The sequence below is a fragment of the Synergistales bacterium genome (assembly GCA_021736445.1).
Lineage (GTDB): Bacteria > Synergistota > Synergistia > Synergistales > Aminiphilaceae > JAIPGA01.
This window is the reverse complement of record JAIPGA010000031.1, coordinates 1-23602: the sequence shown is the minus strand read 5'-3', so window position 1 is coordinate 23602 and position 23602 is coordinate 1. Positions and strand designations below refer to the sequence as shown.

At 65.4% G+C, this 23602-nt stretch carries 20 protein-coding genes, 1 riboswitch and 1 other annotated feature; of the genes, 6 read left to right on the top strand and 14 right to left on the bottom strand.

Annotated elements, in window-relative coordinates; genetic code table 11:
• Positions 1 to 337: 337 nt before the first annotated feature.
• Positions 338 to 437, top strand: a riboswitch (TPP riboswitch).
• Between the two features lie 52 nt (positions 438 to 489).
• Together thiT and K9L28_06410 are read left to right on the top strand one after the other, a co-directional pair.
• A complete protein-coding gene (gene thiT / locus K9L28_06415; GenBank protein MCF7935953.1) occupies positions 490 to 1008 on the top strand; it encodes an energy-coupled thiamine transporter ThiT in 519 nt (172 codons plus the stop codon).
• A 21-nt stretch (positions 1009 to 1029) separates the two neighbouring features.
• Positions 1030 to 1545: a chemotaxis protein CheX gene (locus K9L28_06410; protein ID MCF7935952.1), complete on the top strand. Its 516-nt coding sequence runs from the start codon at positions 1030 to 1032 to the stop codon at positions 1543 to 1545.
• 34 nt (positions 1546 to 1579) lie between these two features.
• On the opposite strand, the gene pssA is transcribed toward K9L28_06410, so the two are convergent.
• Genes pssA through gyrA form a run of 3 tightly spaced genes read right to left on the bottom strand, consistent with a single transcriptional unit; the run spans position 1580 to position 5398 of the window.
• Positions 1580 to 2266, bottom strand: coding sequence for a CDP-diacylglycerol--serine O-phosphatidyltransferase (pssA, locus tag K9L28_06405; protein ID MCF7935951.1), 687 nt, complete (start codon positions 2264 to 2266; stop codon positions 1580 to 1582).
• A gap of 37 nt (positions 2267 to 2303) precedes the next feature.
• Positions 2304 to 2936, bottom strand: a complete 633-nt coding sequence (locus K9L28_06400) for a phosphatidylserine decarboxylase (protein MCF7935950.1) — start codon at positions 2934 to 2936, stop codon at positions 2304 to 2306.
• Between the two features lie 2 nt (positions 2937 to 2938).
• Positions 2939 to 5398: a DNA gyrase subunit A gene (gene gyrA / locus K9L28_06395; GenBank protein MCF7935949.1), complete on the bottom strand. Its 2460-nt coding sequence runs from the start codon at positions 5396 to 5398 to the stop codon at positions 2939 to 2941.
• A 109-nt stretch (positions 5399 to 5507) separates the two neighbouring features.
• Here gyrA and K9L28_06390 point away from each other — a divergent pair, with 109 nt between their 5' ends.
• From K9L28_06390 to K9L28_06375, 4 genes are all read left to right on the top strand, one after another.
• Positions 5508 to 6059 (top strand): hypothetical protein, encoded by a 552-nt coding sequence (locus tag K9L28_06390; protein ID MCF7935948.1) that lies wholly within the window; start codon positions 5508 to 5510, stop codon positions 6057 to 6059.
• Between the two features lie 34 nt (positions 6060 to 6093).
• Positions 6094 to 7395, top strand: a complete 1302-nt coding sequence (locus tag K9L28_06385; GenBank protein ID MCF7935947.1) for an amidohydrolase family protein — start codon at positions 6094 to 6096, stop codon at positions 7393 to 7395.
• The gene (locus K9L28_06380) at positions 7392 to 8600 is read left to right on the top strand and encodes an amidohydrolase (protein ID MCF7935946.1); all 1209 of its coding nucleotides are present in this window, start codon (positions 7392 to 7394) and stop codon (positions 8598 to 8600) included. The genes K9L28_06385 and K9L28_06380 overlap by 4 nt, the downstream gene beginning before the upstream one ends.
• A 194-nt stretch (positions 8601 to 8794) precedes the next feature.
• Positions 8795 to 9028: a binding site (T-box leader), on the top strand.
• Positions 9029 to 9082: 54 nt separating this feature from the next.
• On the top strand, positions 9083 to 10330 hold the full coding sequence (locus K9L28_06375; GenBank protein MCF7935945.1) for an argininosuccinate synthase: 1248 nt from the start codon (positions 9083 to 9085) through the stop codon (positions 10328 to 10330).
• A 369-nt stretch (positions 10331 to 10699) separates the two neighbouring features.
• Here K9L28_06375 and K9L28_06370 read toward each other — a convergent pair whose 3' ends face one another.
• From K9L28_06370 to K9L28_06320, 11 genes are all read right to left on the bottom strand, one after another.
• Positions 10700 to 12568 (bottom strand): TRAP transporter permease, encoded by a 1869-nt coding sequence (locus K9L28_06370; GenBank protein ID MCF7935944.1) that lies wholly within the window; start codon positions 12566 to 12568, stop codon positions 10700 to 10702.
• A 107-nt stretch (positions 12569 to 12675) separates the two neighbouring features.
• Entirely contained in the window at positions 12676 to 13683 is a 1008-nt protein-coding gene (locus K9L28_06365) for a TAXI family TRAP transporter solute-binding subunit (protein MCF7935943.1), read from the bottom strand.
• 271 nt (positions 13684 to 13954) lie between these two features.
• Positions 13955 to 14446, bottom strand: coding sequence for a folate family ECF transporter S component (locus K9L28_06360; protein MCF7935942.1), 492 nt, complete (start codon positions 14444 to 14446; stop codon positions 13955 to 13957).
• A gap of 204 nt (positions 14447 to 14650) precedes the next feature.
• Positions 14651 to 16318 (bottom strand): formate--tetrahydrofolate ligase, encoded by a 1668-nt coding sequence (locus K9L28_06355; GenBank protein MCF7935941.1) that lies wholly within the window; start codon positions 16316 to 16318, stop codon positions 14651 to 14653.
• A gap of 162 nt (positions 16319 to 16480) precedes the next feature.
• A complete protein-coding gene (locus K9L28_06350; protein ID MCF7935940.1) occupies positions 16481 to 18511 on the bottom strand; it encodes a urocanate hydratase in 2031 nt (676 codons plus the stop codon).
• Positions 18512 to 18585: 74 nt separating this feature from the next.
• Positions 18586 to 19215: a cyclodeaminase/cyclohydrolase family protein gene (locus K9L28_06345; GenBank protein MCF7935939.1), complete on the bottom strand. Its 630-nt coding sequence runs from the start codon at positions 19213 to 19215 to the stop codon at positions 18586 to 18588.
• Positions 19216 to 19260: 45 nt separating this feature from the next.
• The gene (ftcD, locus tag K9L28_06340; GenBank protein MCF7935938.1) at positions 19261 to 20178 is read right to left on the bottom strand and encodes a glutamate formimidoyltransferase; all 918 of its coding nucleotides are present in this window, start codon (positions 20176 to 20178) and stop codon (positions 19261 to 19263) included.
• 63 nt (positions 20179 to 20241) lie between these two features.
• A complete protein-coding gene (locus K9L28_06335) occupies positions 20242 to 20979 on the bottom strand; it encodes an IclR family transcriptional regulator (GenBank protein ID MCF7935937.1) in 738 nt (245 codons plus the stop codon).
• A 296-nt stretch (positions 20980 to 21275) separates the two neighbouring features.
• Positions 21276 to 22163 carry a PhzF family phenazine biosynthesis protein gene (locus tag K9L28_06330; protein ID MCF7935936.1) on the bottom strand — a complete coding sequence of 296 codons (888 nt, stop codon included), beginning with the start codon at positions 22161 to 22163 and terminating at the stop codon, positions 21276 to 21278.
• Between the two features lie 72 nt (positions 22164 to 22235).
• Positions 22236 to 23045, bottom strand: a complete 810-nt coding sequence (locus K9L28_06325; GenBank protein ID MCF7935935.1) for a hypothetical protein — start codon at positions 23043 to 23045, stop codon at positions 22236 to 22238.
• Positions 23046 to 23255: 210 nt separating this feature from the next.
• Positions 23256 to 23602, bottom strand: a 347-nt coding sequence (locus tag K9L28_06320) for an alanine racemase (protein MCF7935934.1), incomplete at its 5' end; no start/stop codon positions are given.

Genomic DNA, 23602 nt, shown 5'->3' with positions numbered 1-23602 from the left:
AACCCAATCGCCGCGACCGTAACGCCCCGCTCCTACCCGCGAGGAATCGGAACGGGCACGTGTGGTCGTTTTGGAGGAAGGTCGCCCGAAAGGAAGCGGCGCTTGCAGCGCGCAGGCGGTCGGCAAAAAGGCAGGAAGAAAGCCGATCCTCTCGTTCCGGGTCGCAACAGCAACAAAAGATCCCGACGAGGGAGACCACACCGTCTGCTGCGGGTGCGATTTCCGCACGCGAACCGTCACCAGTACCGTTCGGGTGACGTGTGGGCAATGTCATGTTTGTCCATGTTTTGAGGAACGGTGCGCGGCTTGACAACAGAGGGCGGAGGCGATATAAGCGGGAATGCCCGGGGGGAGCCCAGCACGGCTGAGAGGAACAGACCGACCCCTGGAACCTGATCCGGTTCGTACCGGCGTAGGGAACGGGCCTGCAGGCACTCCCCGACCGGCGGTGCCGGGCGCCGTTCTCTGCAACTGAAAGGGGAATGCGGCATGAACGGCACTCGCACACGCGTCATGGTTGAAGGGGCTCTGGTGGTGGCGCTCTCGGTGGCCCTCTCCTACGTCAAGATCTGGAGGATGCCCCAGGGCGGTTCGATCACCATCGAGAATGTACCGCTCCTGCTCTTTGCGCTACGCTACGGCTTTCGGTGGGGCATCGGGGCCGGCGCCGTTTCGGGGCTTCTCCAGCTGGCTCTGGGCGGATACATCGTCCATCCCGCGCAGGCGCTTCTCGACTACCCGCTGGCATTCGGCGCTCTCGGTACGGCAGCCCTCCTGCGCACCCCGCTGTGGGCCGGCATATGCCTGGGGACAGCGGTGCGGCTCTTCTGTCACGTGTTCTCGGGTGCCCTCTTTTTCGCCAGCTACGCTCCGGAGGGAACGTCGATCTGGTTGTACTCCATCACCTATAACGGGAGCTTCATGCTCCCGTCGCTTGTACTGTCGATTCTGTTGGTCTATCTCCTCTGGCCGAGACTCGGGAACCTGGATCAAGGGGAGCGGGGATAGCCCGCCGGGGAGGCCTCCACTGTGCCGGTAGAAAACGAAACGCTCGCACGGCTGCACAAACTGGTCAACGCATCGGGAAGAAGCCTGATCGAGGTCAGCAGCACCCTCGGGCTGGAGCTGACCTTCAACAAGGAGGGGGTCACCGTGGGCAGCCGTGCTCCGGGAGCGGTGGTGGCCAGCCTGGTCTCCATCTACGGCGAGGGCGCCCACGGCACCTCAACCATCTTCATGAACCAGCAGGCCTTCTCCACCTATGTGGAGAAGCTTTCCCAGGGGATGATCGCCCCCGACATCGACGACGACATGGCCATGAGCGTCATCGGGGAGATCGGCAACATGGTCAGCGGGAAGTCGGTGGTCACCCTCTCCCAGCTCGGCTTTGAAGGCCTGGACCTCACCCCACCCCAGCTTTTCAAGGGCAAAAACATCAAGACCCTCCGCATGCCCGAGGAGAGCGGCTACACCTTCACCCTCCCCTTTTACATCAACGAAGACAGGGAAAGCATCGTCTTTCAGGTGCTCCTCTTCCGCAAATAAGACCATGGAAGGGGATCCGTCAGCCCCGGGAAGGCTAGAGATCCCGTTCGGTGGAACGGGAGGGAACCCAGGAGATGGTCAGCCAGGCGCCCCAGTCGAAGCGGAAGAATCCGCTGACCACATAGATCACCGTACCGACCAGGGGAGAACGCTCCTGGAAGACAACCGCCAGCACCACCAGCAGCCCGGCCAGAAAGACCAGCCTGCGCTGGTTGACATGGTCCCACTGGAGTTGTTTCAGATTCCCGAAGGGTACGCTGGAGACCATCAGTGAAGCGGTGCCCAGCGTCACCAGGGCCATCACCGGCGGCAGGGGCACCATCCCGCCGAAGACAAGCGAGGAGAGCAGCAGAGCGGCTCCGGGAATGGGGAGCCCCTCGAAGTAGTTTCCGTCGCTGTGGGTGACGTTGAACCGGGCCAGACGCAAGGCACCGCAGATCACAAAGAAGGCGGCCGTCAGGGCCCCGAGGATCCCCCAGAGATCCCAGAGGGCCACCTTGTAGAGCAGCAGCGCCGGGGCCGCCCCGAAGCTGACCATATCGGCAAGGCTGTCGAGCTCCTCGCCGAATTCGCTCCCGCCGCCGAGCAGCCGGGCCATCTTGCCGTCCATGAAATCGAACATCATGGCCACGAAGACCAGCCACGCCGCCGGGACGATATGCCCATGGAGCGTCATCACCAGCGAGAGCACACCGCAGAGGATGTTCCCGCTGGTAATCATATTCGGAACAAGCCTGCTGAATGGTATCCGCTTCCTCTTACTCCTCCGCCCCACCGTACATCACTCCCAGTATGGTCTCCCCTGCGCGCACCCGCTGCCCTTCCCGGACGGAACAGCTCATTCTCCGGGGAAGATAGATGTCCACGCGGGAACCGAAATGGATCATTCCGTACCGCCCTCCACGCTCCAGATGGTCGCCCTCGCGCACCCAGCAGCTGATCCGCCGGGCCAGGAAGCCGGCGATCTGCACCACCACGACGGGGCCGAATTCGCTCTGCAACCCCATGTAGAGGCGTTCGTTCTCCTCCGGCGCATTGGGATGGAAGGCCATGGCCTTGCGGCCGGGGACATGGCGCAGAAAGGCGACCGCGCCGTTCAGGGGAACCCGGTTGACATGGACATCCAGCGGCGACATGAAGATCCCGATCCGCAACGCCGGCCCGGTGAAGGCATGGGAGGCATAGTCGATCTCCACCACCTTGCCGTCGGCGGGACTCACCGCCGCCTCCCTTCCGCCGCCGGCACTGCGCGGCGGATCCCGGTAGAACCAGACCACCAGGACAAGCAGCGGCGCCAGCCCCGCGGCGACGGCGGGATCGATGATCCAGCCGCCGGCGACGGCGAAGAGCAGTCCGCCCATAACGGGAGCGCCCTCGCGACGCAGCCGCATCGTTACTCCTCCTCTTCGGTGTCACAGCGGATGACACCCATGTCGGCCACACTGTCGCCGTCGTCGAGACGCACGGCGATGACGCCTGTGGCCTGACGCCCCAGGAGGCGGATCTCCGAGGCGTTGCAGCGCACCATCCGCCCCCTGCTGGAGATCACCATGACGCTGTCGTTCTCGGCAACCCCCCAGGAGGCGATGACCTCGCCGGTTCTGGCCCCGGCGTTCATCGCCCGGACACCCTGGCCGCCCCGGTGGCGGGGCGTGAAGTCGTCGTAGCGCACCCGCTTGCCCAGTCCCCGCCTGCTGAGCAGCAGCAGGGTCCGCCCCGGCCGGACGATGTCGCAGCCCACCACATGGTCGCCTTCGGCCAGCCGGATGCCGCGCACCCCTCTGGCCTGCCGACCCAGTGGACGGAATTCCTCCTCCGAGACCCGGAGGGCCTTCCCGGCGGCGGTGACGAAGAGCAGATCCTCGCCGCCGCCGCTGCAGCGCACCCTGGCGATCTCGTCACCCGGGGCGAGGGTGAGGATCCGGCGCCCGGCGCGGGTGATCCGTTCCAGTTCGTCGGCGGGCATCCGCTTGGCGATGCCCTGTTTGGTGAGAAAGAAGACATACCTCGCCCCGGCCAGCCGGCTGTCCCGGATGGCCACCACCCGCTCGCCCTCCTCCAGGGCGATAAAGCGGGAGACGTGCTTCCCCTTGCCCGCCTTCGGGTGGGGGATCATGTGCCCCCGGATGGCGAAGATCCGCCCGCGGGAGGTGAAGAGCAGCACATTTCGGTGGGTGGAGCCGACCGTCACGAAGGCGATCTCGTCCTCGCCCTTGGGCGTGGCCCCCTTGACCCCCTTGCCGCCTTTGCCCTGACAGCGGTAGTCCTCCAGCGGCATCCGGCGGAGATAGCTGTCCCGGGAGAGCACCACCACCAGATCCTTCTCGGGGATCAGGTCCTCGCTGGAGTAATCGCCGATCTCGTCGACGATCTCCGTTCTCCGCTCGTTGCCGAAACGCCTCCTGACATCCAGGAGCTCCTCCTTGATGACCCCATCCAGGATCTGGGGATCCCCCAGAACGGAGCGGTAGTACTCGATCTGCCGGATCAGCTGCTCATACTCCTCTTCGAGCTTCTGCCGCTCCAGACCGGTAAGCCGCTGCAGCCGCATGTCCAGGATCGACTGGGCCTGTTTCTCCGAGAAATCGAAACGCTCGATCAGGCCGGCGCGGGCCGCGTCGGTGTCCCTGGACGCACGGATCAGGGCGACGATCTCGTCGATGACATCCAGCGCCTTGAGCAGCCCTTCCACGATATGGGCCCGGGCCTCGGCCTTCTGCAGCCGGAACTCCGTACGCCGCCGCACCACCTCCCGACGGTAGTCCAGGAAGATGGACAGCATCTCCAGAAGCGGCATCACCCTGGGCTGACCGTTCACCAGGGCGAGATTGATCACCCCGAAGGTGCTCTGCAGCTGGGTGCGGCTGTAGAGCTGGCGCAGGGTCAGCTGGGCGTTGTGGTCCCGGCTGATCTCCAGCACGATGCGCAGGCCGTTGCGGTCCGATTCGTCGCGGACATCGGTGATGCCCTCCAGCTGCTTGGTCTGTACGTTCTTGGCGATGGTTTCGATAAAGGTGGTCTTGTTCAGGAGATAGGGGATCTCGTTGATGATGATGGCCTGCTTGCCGCGGGGGAGGTCCTCGATGGTGGTGCGGCCCCGCATGACCACCTTCCCACGGCCGGTTCGGTAGGCATCGATGATCCCCTCACGGCCGAGGATCTGCCCCCCGGTGGGGAAGTCCGGTCCGTGGAGAAAGCGCATCACCTCGCCCAGCTCCGCCTCCTCGTCCTCCTTGCGGTCGAGGATATAGCAGAGCGCATCGGCCACCTCGCCGAGATTGTGGGGCGGGATGTTGGTGGCCATCCCCACGGCGATACCGGAGCTGCCGTTGATCAGCAGATTCGGGAGCCGGCAGGGAAGGGTGAGCGGTTCCTGCAGGGAGTCGTCGAAGTTGGGCCCCCAGTCGACGGTGTCCTCGTCGATATCCTGGAGCATCTCCTCGCCCAGTGCGGTGAGACGGGCCTCGGTATACCGCATGGCCGCCGGCGGATCGCCGTCGATGGAGCCGAAGTTTCCCTGGCCATCCACGTGGGGATAGCGCATACTGAAGTCCTGGGCCATCCGCGCCATGGTATCGTAGATAGCGGAGTCACCGTGGGGATGGTACTTACCCATGGTCTCCCCGACGACGCGGGCGGACTTCTTGTAGCCCTGGTTGTGCCGCAGACCGAGCCCCAGCATGGCGTAGAGGATGCGGCGCTGCACCGGTTTGAGGCCGTCCCGCGCGTCCGGGAGGGCCCGGCCCACGATGACGCTCATGGCGTAGTCCAGATAGCTGTTTTTGATCTCTTCTTCCAGCGGAAGGGGGATCACCCGGCCGAAGTCGCGTGGTCCGCCCGTTGAATCAGTCATACTGTATGCCTCCTGCATAGAAAATCACGGAAAAGAGCGACGGGAGGCCCGCCGCTCTGACTGGCAATGATATATTATACCATGAGTCTTTAGGGAAAGGAGAACGCCTATGCACCGAACACCCTGCCCCATCGCCGTCACCATCCTCGCTCTTCTGCTGGCGGCACTCGCCGGGACCGTCGCCTCCGCCGTGGAGACGCCGCCCACCGCGTCCTCTCCGGATCATCCGATCGGAGAAGGGCCCCCGCTGCAGATCCGCAGCTGTCGCTACGCCGCCTCCATCGAAGGGTTCGGCCTCTACACGCCCCGGGAGAGCCACGCCTACCCCTCCGGGGAGACGGCCCGCATCTACCTGGAGGTGGAGGGATTCGCCCTGCGGATGAACCAGGACACCCTCCGGGAGATCCGCCTGGCGCTGGACGTCCGGTTTCTCTCGCCGGAGGGGGAGAGGCTGGCCGCCAAACGCGATGTCGTCACCTTCCACAGAGAGCTCCGGAGCGCGCTGCACGACCTCTACTTCACCGTCACCCTGGACACGGAGCCTCTCCCTGTGGGGGAGTACCTCCTGCAGTTTGTCCTCCGGGACGAGATCGCCCGCAGCTCCGCCCGGGCTGAGCTGCCCCTTGCGGTGGAAACCGCCGTGACGAGCGACGACGGATAGCACCGCCGGAACCGGACAGAGAGGAGAACCACCTATGGACAGCAACGCACGGCAACACGGCACGAAAGCCTTCGCCATCCGGGCCGACCGGTTCTACGACGGCAGGGCCCACACCGCCACGGAGGGCGGAGCCCTCCTCGTCGAGGACGGCCGGATCCTGGAGATACGTCCCGGAGACGCCGCCATACCGGAAGGCTTCCGGGTGGTGGACGCCCCCGGGACCACCGTCATGCCCGGGCTGATCGACACCCACACCCACGTCCAGCTCTCCCGGGGGCGGGGGGAGCTGGAGCAGCTCACCGAAGGCGTCCCCTGCAAGACGCTCCGCTGCGCCGCCAACGCCCGGGAGCTCCTGGAGGCGGGGTTCACCACCGTCCGCGACCTCGGCGCCGAGGACGGTGTGGACATCGCCCTGCGGGACGCCGTGGCCGACGGCCTGGTACCGGGACCGAGGATGCTGGTGAGCGGCTACAAGATCATGCCCACCGGGGCCGACTTCCCCGTCTACCCACCCCACCTCGCCGTGGCGGAACGGCACACCATGGACTCCCCCGACGAGGTGCGCAAGGCGGTACGGACACTGCTGGCCATGGGGGTGGATGTGATCAAGCTGATGACCAGCGGACGCACCTTCCGCAAGAGCTCCTCCCCCGACGCCTACGCCCTCAATCTGGAAGAGGCCCGCACCGCCGTGGAAGAGGCCCACAACCAGAATGTCCCCGTCTCCTGCCACGCCCACGGAAGCCGCGGGGTCAAGGTGGCGCTGCAGGCCGGCTGCGACACCCTGGAGCACGGCACCGTCCTGGATGATGAAGACATCCGCACCATGCTCGACCAGGGAACCATCCTGGTACCCACCCTCTCCTACGGCAAACGCATGGAACAGTACGGCCCGTCCTCGGGCCTCCCCGGATACGCCGTCGAAAAGGCCGTCCGCAGCCGCCGGCGCCGCCTGGCCAGCCTGAAGAAGGCCCTCGAAGCGGGGGTCACCGTGGCCATGGGATCCGATTCGGGGATGCCCTTTATCCCAAACGGGGAGAACGCCTACGAACTGGAAGCCCTGCAGGAGGCGGGGATGCCGCTGGCCCAGGTGCTGCGGTCGGCCACCTCCACGGCCGCTTCCACCATCGGCCTGGGGGACGAGACCGGCGCCCTCCGGGAAGGCCTCCGCGCCGACATCCTGGTGGTCCGGGGGAACCCCTTCGATGACCTGAGGCTCCTCCAGGATCGCTCAGCCATCCTCGCCGTCTACAAGGAGGGAGTCCTGGCGGCGGGACGCTGGACAGAGCCCGGCGCAGAACACAGAAGCGCCGAGACGGAAGGGACTGTGAAATGACCATAGCCCGGGAGATCCGCAACCAGGAGGAGGCGGCGCGGGAACGCTATATGGAGCTGCGCCGGGAGATCCACAGAAATCCGGAGCTGAGCAACCGGGAGACGGCCACCGCCGCCCTGGTGGCCCAGACGCTGCGGGATCTGGGGCTCCAGGTGACCGAGGGGATCGGCGGCCACGGCGTGGTGGGTCTGCTCCGCGGGGAGGCGGGAGAAGGCGGAACCATCGGACTCCGGGCCGATATGGACGCCCTGCCTGTGCAGGAGGACACCGGCGCTCCCTTCGCGTCGGAACGGCCGGGGGTGATGCACGCCTGCGGCCACGACACCCACACGGGCATGATGCTCGGTGTGGCCATGGTGCTCGCCGCGATGAAAAGGCGGCTCAAAGGCACCGTGAAGTTCGTCTTCCAGCCCGCCGAGGAGAACAACCCCACCGGCGGCGCCCCGGGGATGATCGCCGACGGCGTGCTGGAACGCCCGAAGGTGGACGCCATGGTGGGCCTCCACGTCTGGCCTTCCATGACCACCGGGCAGATCGGCCTCACGCCGGGGCCCACCACCGCCGCCTCGGACCGCCTCGCGCTCGCCGTCCACGGCAAGAGCGCCCACGCCTCGGCTCCGGAAATGGGGATCGACGCTGTGGTCATCGCCGCGCAGATCGTCTCGGCGCTCCAGACGGTGGTCTCCCGCAATCTGGGGGCCCAGGACGCCGGCGTGCTCACCTTCGGCGTCGTCAAGGGAGGCGAACGCTACAACATCCTCCCCGGCCGGGTGGAGCTGGAGGGCACGGTACGCTCCGGGAGCCCCGAGGCGCGCCGGACCCTCGAAGCGCGGATTCCCGTGATCGCCCACGGGATCGCCACCGCCATGGGCGGACGCTGTGAACTGGACTACATCAAAGGCTACCCCTCGGTGGTCAACGACCCCGCGGTCGTCGAGACGGTGGAGAGGAGCGCGGCGGAGGTGCTGGGGAGCAGACAGGTGATCCGGATGGAGAAGATCCCCTTCGCCAGCGAGGATTTCAGCTACTTCGCCCAGACGGTGCCCTCCTGTTTCTACTGGCTGGGCTGCCGCCCGGCGGGGACGCCGCCGGAGGCGATGCCCGGGCTCCACAACCAGGGCTTCCTCCCCGACGAGACGGCGCTCCCTCTGGGGGTCCGGATCATGGCCGCCACGGCTCTCAACTACCTGGAAGGGAAAGGCTAGCCGCCGGTGCCCCGGAGCTGGCCTGTCGCTGTCCGGCCACAAGAGCGATTTCGGCCTTGCATTGGCGCTGAAGTGTGTTATACTTCCGGCTAGCGACGGAAGGAACGTTTATTTTCGATGGAGGTCTCCCGGTATGGACGGACTGTTTCGGCTCAGACGAAGACGTATGCGATGCAGATGCAGCTGTTCCCTTCATATGAGTGATGATGGGGAGAGTAGGCTGTGCCGGGACCGACAGAGAGGAGACGCCATCGGCTGAAAGCGTTTCTCGGGAGGCACCGCTGAAGAGAGCCCCGGAGCTCGGTTCCGAAGAAAGGATCCATTCCAAGTAGGAACCCGGTAGTCTTCCGATACAAGGCAAAGCGAGCGGCCGGATCGAATCCGGCAATCAGGGTGGTACCGCGGACTGGTAGAGGTCCGTCCCTTCGACAAGAGGGGACGGACCTTTTTGTATTGATTATCCCGGAGGAGGGTTTTTGAAGATGCAGAACAAAGGCAAGGTCGTATTGGCGTACAGCGGCGGACTGGATACCTCGGTAGCGATCAAATGGCTCCAGGAGCAGGGATACGATGTGGTGACCTTCACGGCCGACGTGGGACAGAGCGTCATCGACCTGGAGGCGATCGAAAGGAAGGCCTACAACACAGGCGCCGTCAACGCCTACGTGATGGACCTGCGGAAGGACTTCGTGGAGAGCTTCGTCCAGCCGGCGCTGCAGGCCAACGCGCTCTACGAAGGCAAATACCCGCTGAACTCCGCGCTCTCCCGCCCGCTGATCGCCAAGTACCTGGTGTGGATCGCCGAGGTGGAAGGCGCCGTGGCGGTGGCCCACGGCTGCACCGGCAAGGGACAGGACCAGGTGCGGATCGAGGTCTGCGTGAACGCGCTGAACCCCGACCTGGAGGTTCTGGCCCCGGTGCGGGACTGGCACTTCTCCCGGGAGGCCGAGGTGGCCTTCGCCGCCAAGCACGGCATCCCCGTGCCCAACGAGACCTCGGGGATCTACAGCATCGACGAGAACATGTGGGGCCGGTCCATCGAGTGCGGCGTCCTGGAGGACCCCTGGCAGGAGCCGCCCAGCGACGCCTTCCGGATCACCGCCGACCCCTGGGACACCCCTGAGGACGTGAAGTACATCGAGGTGGGCTTCGAGAAGGGCAAGCCCGTCTCCCTGGACGGCGAGAACGTGGACGGCGTCACCATGATCAGTGAGCTCAACAAGGTGGCCGGCGCCTACGGCGTGGGACGGATCGACATGCTGGAGGACCGGCTGGTGGGCTTCAAGAGCCGGGAGGTCTACGAGTGCCCGGCGGCGAAGGTCCTGATCGACGCCCACAAGGCGCTGGAGAGCATCACCCTCCCCAAGGACGTCCTGCTGGGCAAGACGAACATGGAGGCCCAGTACGGCCAGATGGCCTACGAGGCCAACTGGTTCTCCCCCTTCAAGGAGGCCCTGGACGCCTTCTTCGGCCACATCCAGCAGCACGTCACCGGCGTTGTGCGCCTGCGGCTCTACAAGGGACAGGCCGTCGTGGTGGGCGTGAAATCCGGTGAAGGCCTCTACAGCGAAGGCCTGGCCACCTACACCGACGCCGACGAATTCGACCACGGCGCCGCCATCGGCTTCATCAAGGTCTGGGGCCTGCCGGTGAAGACCTGGAAACAGGCCCACCCCGATCTGGCGGAGAAGCAGCCGCCGCTGAAGGTGGTGGGCGGCACCGGGCGGTAGACCTCTGTCCGGAACGACGCAGGGAAACAGGAGGGCCGCCGGGGCAAGCGCGAACGCTCACGCCCCGGCGGCTTTGTGGTGCTGGACGAACGGGCCGGGGAGTTCCTCCACCCCAACACCACGGAAGAGATCCACAGCGTGCAGAACTGGAGCCGCACACCCGCGACACCGATGACGGTGCGCTATCTCTGGAAGCTGGAGATCTTCGCCTGGTGGAGACCTCCGAGGAACAGGTCCGGGCCGACCTCCCGGACCCGCCCTGCTACCTCCGCAAGACCGCCCTCTTCGACCGCTTCCTCTCCTTCTCGCTGCCCAACGAACCGGTAGAGTGACCGTGAGCGGCGGGGGACGAACCCCCGCCGCGTCGGTTCACCCCTGCCGGGACCGTCGGTGCCGGTAGAGATGCTGCACGTAGACGGCCGCGAAGACGCAGATCCCGACAGACCGGATGTTCATGTCGGCGGTGATGAGCAGAAAGGCGCCCAGGGCGAAGAAGACCCGCTCCCAGATGGCCACCTTGGCCTTCAGGTTGCCGATCACGGCGATGGCCAGCGAGTAGAGCCCAGCCAGCGACGCCCCCAGCACCGTGATGTAGCGCAGAACATGGAAGTCGATCCCCAGCAGCACCGGGTTGTTGATGTACATGTAGGGCAGCAGCAGACCGGCGCTCCCCAGAAAGAGCCCCGTGAAGGCCACCCGGTTCGGTCCCGTCTGGGCAATGGCCCCCGCCGTGTAGGATGTGAGCGCCACCGGCGGCACCACCGACGACATGGTGCCGAAGTAGAAGGCGAAGAAGTGGGCCGCCAGCTGGGGTACCCCGATCCGCACCAGCGCCGGCGCGGCCACGGTGGCGGTGATGATGTAGCAGGCCGGACCCGGAAGCCCCATCCCCAGGATGATCGCGGCGATCATGCAGAAGAAGGCGGTGAACGCCAGCGTCCCGCCGGACCACTTGATGATGTTGTTCCCGATGGTCTGGCCGATCCCCGTCATCCCCACGGAAGCGATGATGAAGCCGATGATCCCGCAGATGATGGCGATGGTCGCCCCGTTTTTGGCCCCCTCCTCCAGGGCCCGGAAAAACTCCCCCCAGCTGAGGCGCGTCTCGGCCCGCAGGAAGGAGACGGCCAGAACGGAGACGATGCCGATGAAGGCGGCCAGGAGCGGGCTGAAACCCATCAGCAGAAAGCCGATGATGGCCACCAGCGGGGCGAGCAGGTGGCCCCGTGACTTCATGACCTCCGCGAACCGGGGGAGCTGATCCTTGGGCAGCCCCGAGAGGTTCCACCGCACGGCGCCGAGGTCAACCATGTGGAAAAGCGTCCAGTAGTAGAGGATCGCCGGGGTGATGGCGGCGATCATGATGGTGTTGTAGGGCACGCCGAGGTAGGAGCTCATGATGAAGGCGGCGGCCCCCATGATCGGCGGCATCAGCACCCCGCCCGTCGAGGCGATGGCCTCCACGGCGGCGGCGAAGTAGGGTTTGTAGCCCACGGAGATCATCAGCGGGATGGTAAAGGATCCGGTGGTGGCCACATTCGCCTGGGAGCTCCCGCTGATGGTGCCCGTCAGGGCGCTGGCGAAGATGGAGGCCTTGGCCGGACCGCCCCTGGTCCCCCCGGTGAGCGCCGAAGCCAGATCGTTGAAGAACTCCGAGGCCTTGGTGGCCTTGAAGAAGCTCGCGAAGAGGATGAACATGAAGATATAGGAGGCCGACACCATGGCCGCCACCCCGAGGATCCCCTCGGAGGTCATGGTCATGCGGATCATGATCCGCTCCACGCCGAACCCCATGTGGGCCAGAGCGCCCGGCATCCAGGGCCCTACGTAGGTATAGACCAGGAAGGTCACCGCAATGGTGGTCAGCGGCACGCCGACGGTCCTCCGCGCGGCCTCGATGATGAGGAGCATAAAGACAGCCGCGTAGACGAGGTCCATCTGGTTGGGCCGCAGGAAGGTCTCCACCCAGCGCTGGTGCGAGACAAGCAGATAGATCCCCACGGCGAGGGAGAGCGCGAAGAAGACCCAGTCCAGCTTCGACGGGTTCGTCCCGGGCGAGCGCTTCCCGGCGGGGACGGTGAGAAAGATCACCCCCATCATCAGCGAGATGTGGATCATGTTTTTCTGCACCACTTCGATAAGGCCAAAGCTGTTGTAGTACACATGAATCAGGGAGACAGCGACGCAGAACACCGTGACAAAGAGCGCCGGTTTCCCCGCGAAATTCCGTTTTGCCATCGTCCATCGTCCTCCAGGATACTCCGGATAGAAACCGCGGCCACACAAAGGAGAACCGGCGGATACGGCCGTGCCGTACCCGCCGGTCTCTGGAGCTCACAAAGGGTCTACTTCATTTCGGGCGGCACCAGCTCTTCGGGCACCTCGACACCGTGTTCCCGGTAGAACTTGACGGCGCCGGGATGGAGCGGCGCACCGGAGAGCCCCTGGGTCGCACCCTCGAGGGTGACCGTCTTGAGCGCCCCGTGCTCCTGCTGGGCCTCGTCAAGGTGCTTGATGTAGAGCGCGTCGAGCATCCCGTAGACCAGCTCGGGGTCCACGCTCTTCTGGGAAATCAACGAGGACTTGATGCCCACCACGTACTTGGCTTCCTCCTGCTTGGGATAGGTCCCCGCGGCAACCTTGACCCGGGCGAAGAAGGGATAGAGCTCGCGGATCCTGGCGACATCCTCCTCGCTGAACTCGATCATGTCCACGGCAACCTGGCCCGCGTAGAGCTGGGAGACACCGGAGGTGGGCAGGCCCGCCGCCAGATAGCAGCCGTCGATCAGACGGTTCTGCAGCGCCTGGACCGAGTCGCCGTAGCCCATGTACTGGGCGTTGAAGCTGTCGAAGCTCATGCCGAAGGGCTCCAGAATCATGGGCATGTAGAAGACACCGCCGCCGGCGGCCGGGCCGACGCTGAATTTCTTGTCCTTCAGGTCGGTGATCTTCTCGATGCCCACGCCTTCACGGTACATCAGCTGCACCGCTTCGGGCCAGAGGGCGGTGACGAAACGGACATTCTTGATCTCCTGTCCCTCGTAGTTGTCCACCCCGATATAGGCGTTCCGGGCCGGGACACTGCCGCAGACGGCGAACATGGTCGCCCCCTGGCGGATCATCTCCAGGTTCTCCGTACTGCCGCCGGATGTCATGGCCTTGAACTGGTAGCCCTCGTCCTCCATCTCCTTGTTGAAGGTATTGGCGAGGATGACGCCCACAGGGTAGAACGTGCCGCCTGTGGAGCCTGTAGCGATGGGGGCAAAGGTCACTGCCGAGGCCAGCCCTGCCGAGGTAAGGACAAAGAGAGCGCAGAGTGACGCGATCAGAAAACGGGAAAGGTTCCTTCGCATTCAGTAACACCTCCGATAGGTTTGTATCCTAGTTAGACAATTTATCAGGTTCCCCCGAGGCTGTCAAAGCCTCCCTCCAGACCGGCCGTCTTATACTGCATACAGCCCGCGGCGGAGTGCCGACCGCCTCCGGAAACACCACTCCCCGGACCTGGAGGCACCCTGTCCGCCATATGGCCACTGTGACGATGGAAAGACCGGCTGCAGGATGAGTGCGCAGGCCACACCGTCCAAGGCCGCCCGCCGGGAGGCCGAAGAAGGTGGAGGGATGCTAGAAATGGCGGCCGGCGGCGGGACTGAGGTCGAGGCTTCTGGCCAGCTTCAGGTAGAGCAGCGTGTAGACCGGTGTCGCCAGGACGAGACTCACCGCCGCCCCGGGCACGGTGGCCGCCGGGGGCAGACCGAAGAGCATCTTCAGAAAGAAGGGCACCAGCACCACGGAGGTCACCGTCTGGGTGCCGACAATGGCCGTCAGAATCGGGAGAAAGGCCTCCCTGCGTCCGGCGATGTTCCAGAAAAGCGGCGGCAGGATGCCGGTGAGGGCGGCGGTGAGGGTAAAATGCGGCAGGTAGGCCCCCATGGGGGCGACGAAAAACCCCGTCACGTCGCCGAGGGCGCCGACGACACCGCCCGCCACCGGCCCCATGGTGAGACCGGTGAAGATCGCCGGGAAGGCGCCGAAGCCGATCCGGATCCCCTCGATGCCCCCGATGGCGATCCGGACACTGGCGAAACGGGTGAGAACCACGTTGAGGCTGATCATCAGAGCGAGGATCACCAGCTGTTTCGTAGTGCATTTCACGGCAGACCACTTCCTTTATCGGGCTCCGGCCGGTCTCGTTTTCCTGTCGGCCGGGAGCCTCTCACTGTGTTTCCGTTTCCTTTCTGCGGGATGGGACAAAAAACATTGGGAGGAGACACCCTCAGGTTTTCTCCTCCCACAATTCCGGTTGCTGCGCCGGGGGGCCTAGAAGAGCCCGGAGATACGCCCCTTGTCGTCCACGTCGATCTCCAGCGCCGAGGGCTTCCTGGGGAGCCCGGGCATGGTCATGACGCTGCCGGTGATGGGGATGAGGAAGCCGGCTCCGGCGGAGACACGGACCTCGCGCACCGTCAGGGTGAAGCCGTCGGGTCGTCCCACCACGGTGGGGTCGTCGGAGATGGACGCCTGGGTCTTGGCCATGCAGACCAGAAGCTCGTCCATACCGGCGTCGTGGATCTGCTGCAGATCCTTCTCCGCCTTGGCGGTGTACTGCACGTCGCCGGCGCCGTAGATCTGCGTGGCGATCTTGCGGATCTTCTCCCTGGGGGTCTCGTCCCGCTCGTAGAGATAGTGGAAGCTGTTGGGCTTCCCGGTGGCCGCGATGACCTTCTCGGCCAGCTCGGCACCGCCGTCGCCGCCCTCGGCCCAGACCTTGGAGAGCGCCACCTCGGCGCCCAGGGCCTGGCACTTCTCGCGGACGAGGTTCAGTTCGGCCTCCGTATCGGTGGGGAAGGCGTTGACGGCCACCACCACGGGCAGACCGAAGCTGTTCATGTTCTCGATGTGTTTTTCCAGATTGGGGATCCCGCCGGCCAGGGCCTCCAGGTTCTCCGCAGTGAGGGATTTCTTGTCCATGCCGCCGTGCATCTTGAGCGCCCGCACCGTCGCCACGATGACCACCGCCGAGGGATGCAGCCCGCCGAGACGGCACTTGATGTCCAGGAATTTCTCTGCCCCCAGATCGGCGCCGAAGCCCGCCTCGGTGACGAAGTAGTCCGAGAGCTTCAGGCCGTAGCGGGTGGCCTGCAGGCTGTTGCAGCCGTGGGCGATGTTGGCGAAGGGTCCGCCGTGGACAAAGGCCGGTACGTGCTCCAGCGTCTGGACCAGGTTGGGCTTCATGGCGTCCTTGAGCAGCATGGCCATGGCGCCCGCCGCACCGAGATCGCCGGCGGTGACGGGTTCGCCGCCGTAGGTGTAGGCCACCACGATCCGGCCGAGCCGCTCCTTGAGGTCCGAGATGCCGGTGGCCAGACAGAGCACAGCCATGACCTCCGAGGCCACGGAGATGTCAAAGCCGTTTTCGCGGGGTACGCCGTGGGGCTTGCCGCCGAGACCGATGACGATATGCCGCAGGGAGCGCTCGTTCATGTCCATCACCCGGCGGAAGACCACCTGCCTGGCGTCGATCCCCAGCTCGTTCCCCTGATGGATGGAGTTGTCCACCATGGCCGCAAGCAGGTTGTGCGCCGTCGTCACGGCGTGGATGTCCCCGGTGAAGTGGATGTTGATATCCTCCATGGGGAGTACCTGGCTGTGGCCGCCGCCGGCGGCGCCGCCCTTGATCCCGAAGACCGGCCCCAGCGAGGGCTCGCGGATGGCCAGTCCGGCCTTCTTGCCCTTCCTGGCCAGCGCCTGGGTGAGTCCGACGGTGGTGGTGGTCTTGCCCTCGCCGGCCGGCGTGGGCGTGATGGCCGTCACCAGGATCAGCTTGCCGTCCTCGCGCTCCTTGATACGGTCCCAGAGCTCGAAGGAGACCTTGCCTTTGTACTTGCCGTACTGCTCGACCTCGTCTTCCTCGATACCGAGCTGCGCCGCGATCTCCGTGATGGGTTTCATCGTCGCCTGCTGGGCGATCTCGATGTCCGAAAGCATCTTTGCCATGGTGGACCCTCCTTGTCTCTCTTTCTCGACGTGGGATCGGCTTCCCCGCGGAACCGCTCCCTTCCGCCGCTTCCGGGCAGCGGCATCCGGGGACGGAGCGGGGCATCCGGATCCGCCCCCGGCCCCAGCCGGGAGCGGATCGATTGTCCTATGCTACGTTTGCTTCCACGCTTCGTCAACTGCCCTGGATACCAGCTCGTCGGCGGGCACGTAGGGCAGCGTGATGTGGTAGCTGTCCTCGTAGTTGGCGTTCACCTCGCGGCCCACCTCTACGGAGTGGTCGCAGCGGGCCCAGGCGCGGCGGGCCACACCGCTGAGCACATCCCACATCATGGCCGACTTGAGGATCTCGTCAGTCCGCTCGGAGCCGTCCAGCAGCATGCCGAAGCCGCCGTTGATCACCTTGCCGATGCCCACGCCGCCGCCGTTGTGGAGGGTGCAGAGCGTCATGCCCCTGGCGGCGTTGCCGGCGAAGCACTGGGTGGCCATGTCGGCGCAGATATTGCTGCCGTCCTTGATATTGGAGGTCTCGCGGTAGGGCGAATCGGTGCCGGAGACATCGTGGTGGTCCCGGCCGAGCATGACGGGGCCGATCTCGCCGTTTCGCACCATCTCGTTGAACTTCAGGGCGATCTTCAGCCGCCCCTCGGCGTCCTGATAGAGGATCCGGGCCTGGGTACCCACCACCAGCTGGTTCTTCTCGGCGTCGCGGATCCAGAGCCAGTTGTCGAAGTCCTGAGGCCGGCGGTCCGGATCAATGCAGTCCATGGCCGCCTGGTCGGTCTTGCGGAGGTCTTCGTGGTCGCCGCTGAGGCAGACCCAGCGGAAGGGACCGTAGCCGTAGTCGAAGAGCACCGGGCCCATGATGTCCTCCACGTAGGAGGGCCAGACGAACCCTTCCAGGGTGTCCCGGCCGTTTTTGCAGATCTCGGTGACGCCGGCGTCGAAGACGGCCCGCATGAAGGAGTTGCCGTAGTCGAAGAAGTAGGTGCCCTTGGCGACCAGCTTCTTGATCAGCTCGAAGTGCTCCCGCAGCGACTGGTCCACCCGCTTCCGGAAGGCCTGGGGGTCGCTGTGGAGCATCTCGGTGCGCTCCGCGAAGGTCAGCCCCGCCGGGCAGTAGCCGCCGTCGTAGGCCGCGTGGCAGGAGGTCTGGTCGGAGAGCAGCGGGATCTCCTCGCCCTGCTCCACGGCGTAGCGCAGCAGGTCGACGATGTTACCGTGGTAGGCGATGGAGAGGGGCTCCTTCTTCGCGATGGCCTCCCGGGCCATGCCGAAGGCCTCCTCGCAGCTTCCGGCCACCTTGCCGACCCAGCCCTGGCTGTGGCGGGTCTCGATACGGGACTTGTCCACCTCGGCGATGATCCCCACGCCGCCGGCGATCTCCACCGCCTTGGCCTGGGCGCCGCTCATGCCGCCGAGACCGGAGGAGACGAAGAGCACGCCGGCCAGGTTGTCCTTGGCCCCCACGCCGAGCTGCTGCCGGGCGGCGTTGAGGATGGTGTTGAAGGTGCCGTGGACGATCCCCTGGGGACCGATGTACATCCAGCCGCCGGCGGTCATCTGGCCGTAGTTCGAGACCCCCAGCTGCATGGCGCGGTGCCAGTTCTCCTGGTTGTCGAAGAGCCCCACCAGCAGCCCGTTGGTGAGGATCACCCGGGGCGCCTCGGGGCGGGACTTGAAGAGCCCCAGCGGGTGGCCGCTCTCCAGCACCAGCGTGGTGTCCTCGGTGAGCTCCTCCAGATACCTCTTGATCAGACGGTACTGCAGCCAGTTCTGACAGACCTGCCCGGTCTCCCCGTAGGTCACCAGCTCGTAGGGATAGAGGGCCACGTCGAAATCGAGGTTGTTGTCGATCATCACCTGGAAGGCCTTACCGGCCTGACACTTGCCCCTGTACTCGTCGATGGGCTTGCCGTAGATCCGGCCCGCCGGACGGTAGCGGTAGGCGTAGATCCGCCCCATGGTGCGGAGTTCCTCCATGAATTCCGGCGCCAGGGTCTCGTGGAGCTCCCCGGGGACGTAGCGGAGGGCGTTTTTCAGTGCCAGCTCCGTCTCGTGCCGGTTCAGTGTCCAGCCGCGGTCCGGCGCGCGGCGGACGCCCTCGGCAAACCCCGGATGTTCCGGAAGCTCGGCGTCGAGCTTGATCCGCATGGCCTCGCTGTTCATCACATTGATATCCATGGTTCCAACCTCCTTTTGAAGGTCGCAGTCACTGTGGGCGGAACCGGTATGCCCCGGTTCCGCCCTGCCGTTTCCTACCCGATTGCTTCGCCGACCTGCCGCTCGATGGCCGGCACCCGGCTGTCCATATCCGTCAGGATACCGTCCATCTCGCTCCTGGTCCGGGCGACGAAGTCCTCATCCTTCAGCCCGCCGAAGTTGATCTTGATGTTGTAGGCCGCGGCCACCGCAGCGGCCCGTGCCAGCACCGCGGCGGTCCCTGCGTCGGTCACGGCGTTGGGGTTGCCTCTGGAGACGGCGGTCTCCGCCAGTCCCACCACCTCGGCGCAGCAGCGCAGCGTGTCCATGGGAACCTCGATGGCGCCGCGCTTGGCCTTCTGGAGCTGCTCCTTCCGGGCCGCCTTCTGCTCCTCGGTCTCCTTGGGGAGCTTCAGCGCCGCCATGAAGGCGTTGAAGGCCTCCGTGTCGGCCTCCATGAGCTGCAGAAGCCTGGCGTGCAGATCGCCGCCCTTGCGCCGCACCTCCTCCATGGCCTCCCAGTGCTCCCGGTGCTTCTCCTTGCCCACGGTGAGACTGGCCACCATGGCCGTCAGCGCCGCGCCGAGCGACGCCGCCAGGGCCGCTACGCTCCCGCCGCCCGGGGCCGGGGAATCCGAAGCGAGTTCGCCCACAAAATCCTGTACCGTCATCTCCGAAAGCTTCATGCCATCGCTCCTTTGTCGTCCTGTCTGTTCAGGCAGCCTGCGGGGCTACTGCTCTTCGCCCATCAGCTCCAGCAGCTTCAGCTCCAGCACCTGGTTGGGGTCGAAGTCGTCGAACTGCATGTAGTAGGAGGCGCTGTCCAGCACGGCCTGGGCGGGGATCATCCCGTAGACCTCGGTGCCGTTGACGGTGACGCCCCAGCGGGCCGCCTCCATGCGGATGAACTCCAGCACCTGGTAGACAGCCGTCTTGTCGTAGTCCACCAGGTTCATGCTCACCTGAACCATGCCCTTCTCCTCCAGAGGCAGACCGATGCCCTTGACGGCCGTAAAGCCGCCGCCGGAGGCGCGGACCCGCTTGCCGATGGTCTTGGCGATGTTCACGTCGGTGGTGTTGAGGTTCACGTTGTAGGCGATGAGGAACTTCCGGGCCCCGATGACGGTAGCGCCGGCGGTGGGGTGGAGCTTTGGCTCGCCCACGTCGGGGTGACGCTCCGGCTTGGAGACCTCCTCCTTGAGGGTTTCGTACTGCCCCTTGCGGACAACCTCCAGCCGCTTGCGCTCGGGCCGTTTGGCGGCCTCCTCGTAGAAATAGACGGGGACATCCAGCTCCTTGCTGAAGCGCTCGCCGAAGTTGTGGGCCAGGTCGGCGCACTCCTCCATGGTGATGTTGTTGATCGGGGTGAAGGGGATCACGTCCACCGCGCCGACACGCGGATGGGCGCCCTCGTGGCTGTTGAGGTCGATCCTGTCCACGGCCACCCTGGAGGCCTCCATCACGGCGTCGCCGATGACGCCGGGCTCCCCGGCCAGGCTGACCACAAGACGGTTGTGGTCCTCGTCGGCCCGGTAGTCAAAGAGGTAACAGCCCCTGGTCTCCTTGAAGGGCTTCACGATCGCCTCGATGACATCCTTCCGTCTGCCTTCGCTGAAGTTCGGGACACATTCGATCAACTGCTTTGCCATTTTCTGAACAACCTCCCTCAAATCCTCGAATGGATACGTACCGTTTCCCCCGGCACGACAGGGCTATAACGCCGTTCCCATCCTTTCGGCCGCCCTCTGCAACCGCTGCAGCAGCCGCTCTTCCTCGCCGTCGAAGCTGGTCACCAGTCCGGCCAGACCGAGCTGGGCCACAAAACGCCCCCGGCCGTCGAAGAGCGGCACGCTGATATCCCCGGCGTGGCGGATCCACTCCTCCCGGCTGTAGGCGTATCCCTGACGGCGGATCTCCTCGAGCTGAGTCGTCAACGCCGCCCTGTCGCATCCCTCAGGAAGGCCAGCGTCGAGAATCTGCCGCCGCCGCTCCTCGGGACAGAAGGCCAGCAGCACCTTGCCGGAGGCCCCCTCGTAGGGGGGGATCGTCATCCCCCGGTGGGCCACATACTTGACGGCCTGCCGCGGTTCGACGCTGTGGATGCACAGCCCCGCGAACCCTTCCAGCACACTCAGCAGGACCGTCTTCCCCGTCTCCTGCATCAGCCGCTCCATCTCCGGTGCGGCGACGTGGATCAGCTCCTGGTAGAAGAGGCTCCTGTTGTTCAAAAGGAAAAAGCGGATACCCGGGCGAAACCGCTCCGAAGCGGAATCCCGATACACCCACTCCTCGCGCTCCAGAGCGAGAAGAAGCCTGTGGAGCGTGCTCCTGGGGATCCCCGTCCTGCTCTGGAGCTCCCGGAGGCTGTAGGTCCCTTCGGAAGAGCAGAGAAGATCCATGACGGCCGTGACCCTTCCAACGGTGTCCCGTTTCCGCTCCTTCTGTTCCATAGAAACCCCCAAAATCGGGACGAACTGTCCCGCTTATTACACAGACAATACCGCACTCCACCCCTTCTGTCAAGAAGAGGGGCGCCGCAGGCCGGACGCATCATCCTGGGATCCGGCGGGAAACACCGCCACGGCACAGGACAGGAGACAAAGGGAAGCAGACATGTCCCACCGGGCTCCCGGGAACCCGGGAGCCCGGCATGGGCAAGGGGAAAAAGGCGAACGCGACGATCTCGGGAGGAAGAAGGGCGGCACCCGGCCGGGGACACCTGCCGCGGCCGGGTGCGATCAGGGGACTAGAGTTCCGGGTCCACGTCCACCACAAAACGGCCGGAGGGAACCGCCGCGCCTCCCACCTGAACACGCAGGACAGCCCCGTCGTTTCCGGTGTGCAGTCTGGCCCGGATCTCCGAGGGCTGGTCCATGGCGTAGCCCTGCTCGAAGGAGAGACGGTCCAGCGCCTCCGGCCCCACGGCGCCGTGGCGGTAGAGGTAGCAGGCCAGCGCGCCGTTGGAGGTGCCGGTGGCCGACTCCTCGGGGATGCCGAAACGGGGCGCGAAATTCCGGCAGTGCGCCGTCGAACCCTTTCTCGTCTCCAGGGTAAAGGCGTGGCAGCCGGTGACGTCGTAGCGCTCGCTCAGGCGGGTCATGGCCTCGAAATCCGGACGGAGAGAAAGAAGCTGCTCCATGGTGGACACGGGCACCATGATATCCCGCAGGCCTGTGGAGACAACCTGGACGGGCAGATCGGCGCCGGCGATGCCCCGGGCATAGGGGAAGGCCGCGGCGATGTCGTCGGCGGGGACGGTCTCCCCGAACTGCGGAAGGGCCTGGTCCATCAGCACCGACCAGTCGGGCAACACCTCGATGGGGAGCACCCCCGCATTCGTCTCCTGGGAGGTCGGCCCCACCGAGCACCTGCCCAGCCGCGCCAGGAGATGGAAGGTGGCCACAGTGGCGTGGCCGCAGAGGTCCACCTCCCGTCGGGGCGTGAAATACCGCACCTTGAAGGCCGCATTCTCCGCCGACAGGACAAAGGCGGTCTCGGAGTAGCCGACGCGCCGGGCCACTTGTTGCATCTGCGCATCGGTCATTCCCTCCGCATCGGCCACCACGCCTGCGGGGTTGCCGCCTTTGGAGTCGGCTCCGAAGGCATTCAGCGAGTAGACCTGTACAGTGGGCATCGCAAGCATTCTCCTTCCATTCGTCAGCATAGGCCTGGGACGGCCGTGGCGTCGATCCTCCGGTCGCCGCCGTCAGCGGAAGGCCGGTGCGCCGTTGCCGGGGATCGCCGCGCGCAGCCGCCCGATGATCCGGTCGAGGTAGGGAAGCATCTCGGGCTGCACCTGTACGTGGCCGGACTCCGCGCCGCGGGGCCTGGAGAGCGCCTCGTACCTGGGCAGCGCCAGTTCTACGGGAAGCCCCCGCCCGGCAAAGCCGGCGCGGACCTCCTCGATCCGTTCCTCGTCGATGTTGTTGAGCAGGGGCATGCAATCGAGCCCTGCCTGCTGCAGTATCTCACGGATCCGCAGCGTGGTGCAAAGATCCTCGCCCTCGGGACGCATCACATGCAGGATGGCCTCGCAGACCGTCCCTACGGACCCCTCAAGCCGGTCCATCCCCTCGCCGGTATCCACGAAGACCCACCACCCCTGGTGCTCCAGGTTTTCCAGGAACTCCCAGGAGAGATCATCGAGGAAGGGCTCGCAGCCCTCACCGCACGCCTCGATTTTCCCGGTGGCGATGAGCGCAAAGTTGTCCTTTCTGCTCACACAGGAAAGCGGGAGATCGTCCACATGGATATACTGGTGCTGGAAATACTCCGCCGAACCGCTGCCCTCCCGCCAGCGGAGCATCCCCCGGTTCAATCCGGAGAACCCTCCTAGCTCGTCCACCAGGGTCCGCTCGGGAAACGGCAATCCCAGCTTCCCCGGCAAACCGTCGTTGTTCCAGTCGCCATCGATCACCAGAACAGGCCACCCCTGCGCCACCTGATAGCGCGCCAGCAGCGACACCACCGTACTCCGTCCGCTCCCCTCGCACCCACAGACCATCACTCTGGCCATACACAGACACCTCGCAAGACCCGAAAGCCGGCGTTTCTTCAGGAGTTCCTTCTCCCGAAGGGTACAGGAATTGTAACGCAATTGTACCGAACTGCGTACCGGGCATCGGTGCATAAAAGAGAAACATCCGGAACATCCCCTGTCGACAGGAGGCCCGGATGTTTCCGCGCTTCTGGACTTGTGTGCGGGACTCCTCCCACGGGGAGCGTGTTACAGGTACCGCCGGGGCACCCGCGCTCCGATGCTGCTGGTGATGGCGTCGTTGACGCTGCCGAACCATTCGGCCATGTCGTTCTCGTCGATCCCGGCCCCGCCCTGACTGCCGAGAAGGACCACCTCGTCGCCCACACCGACCCCGGCGAGGACGGTGACATCCACCATCATCTGATCCATACAGACCTTCCCCAGAATGGGCACGGAGCTCCCGCCGATCAGCACCTTGCCGACATTGGAGAGCAGCCGGGGATAGCCGTCGGCATATCGCACGGGGAGGGTGGCCAGCTGTGTGGGACGCTCGGCGACATAGCTCGCCCCGTAGCCCACCGGCGAACCGGCGG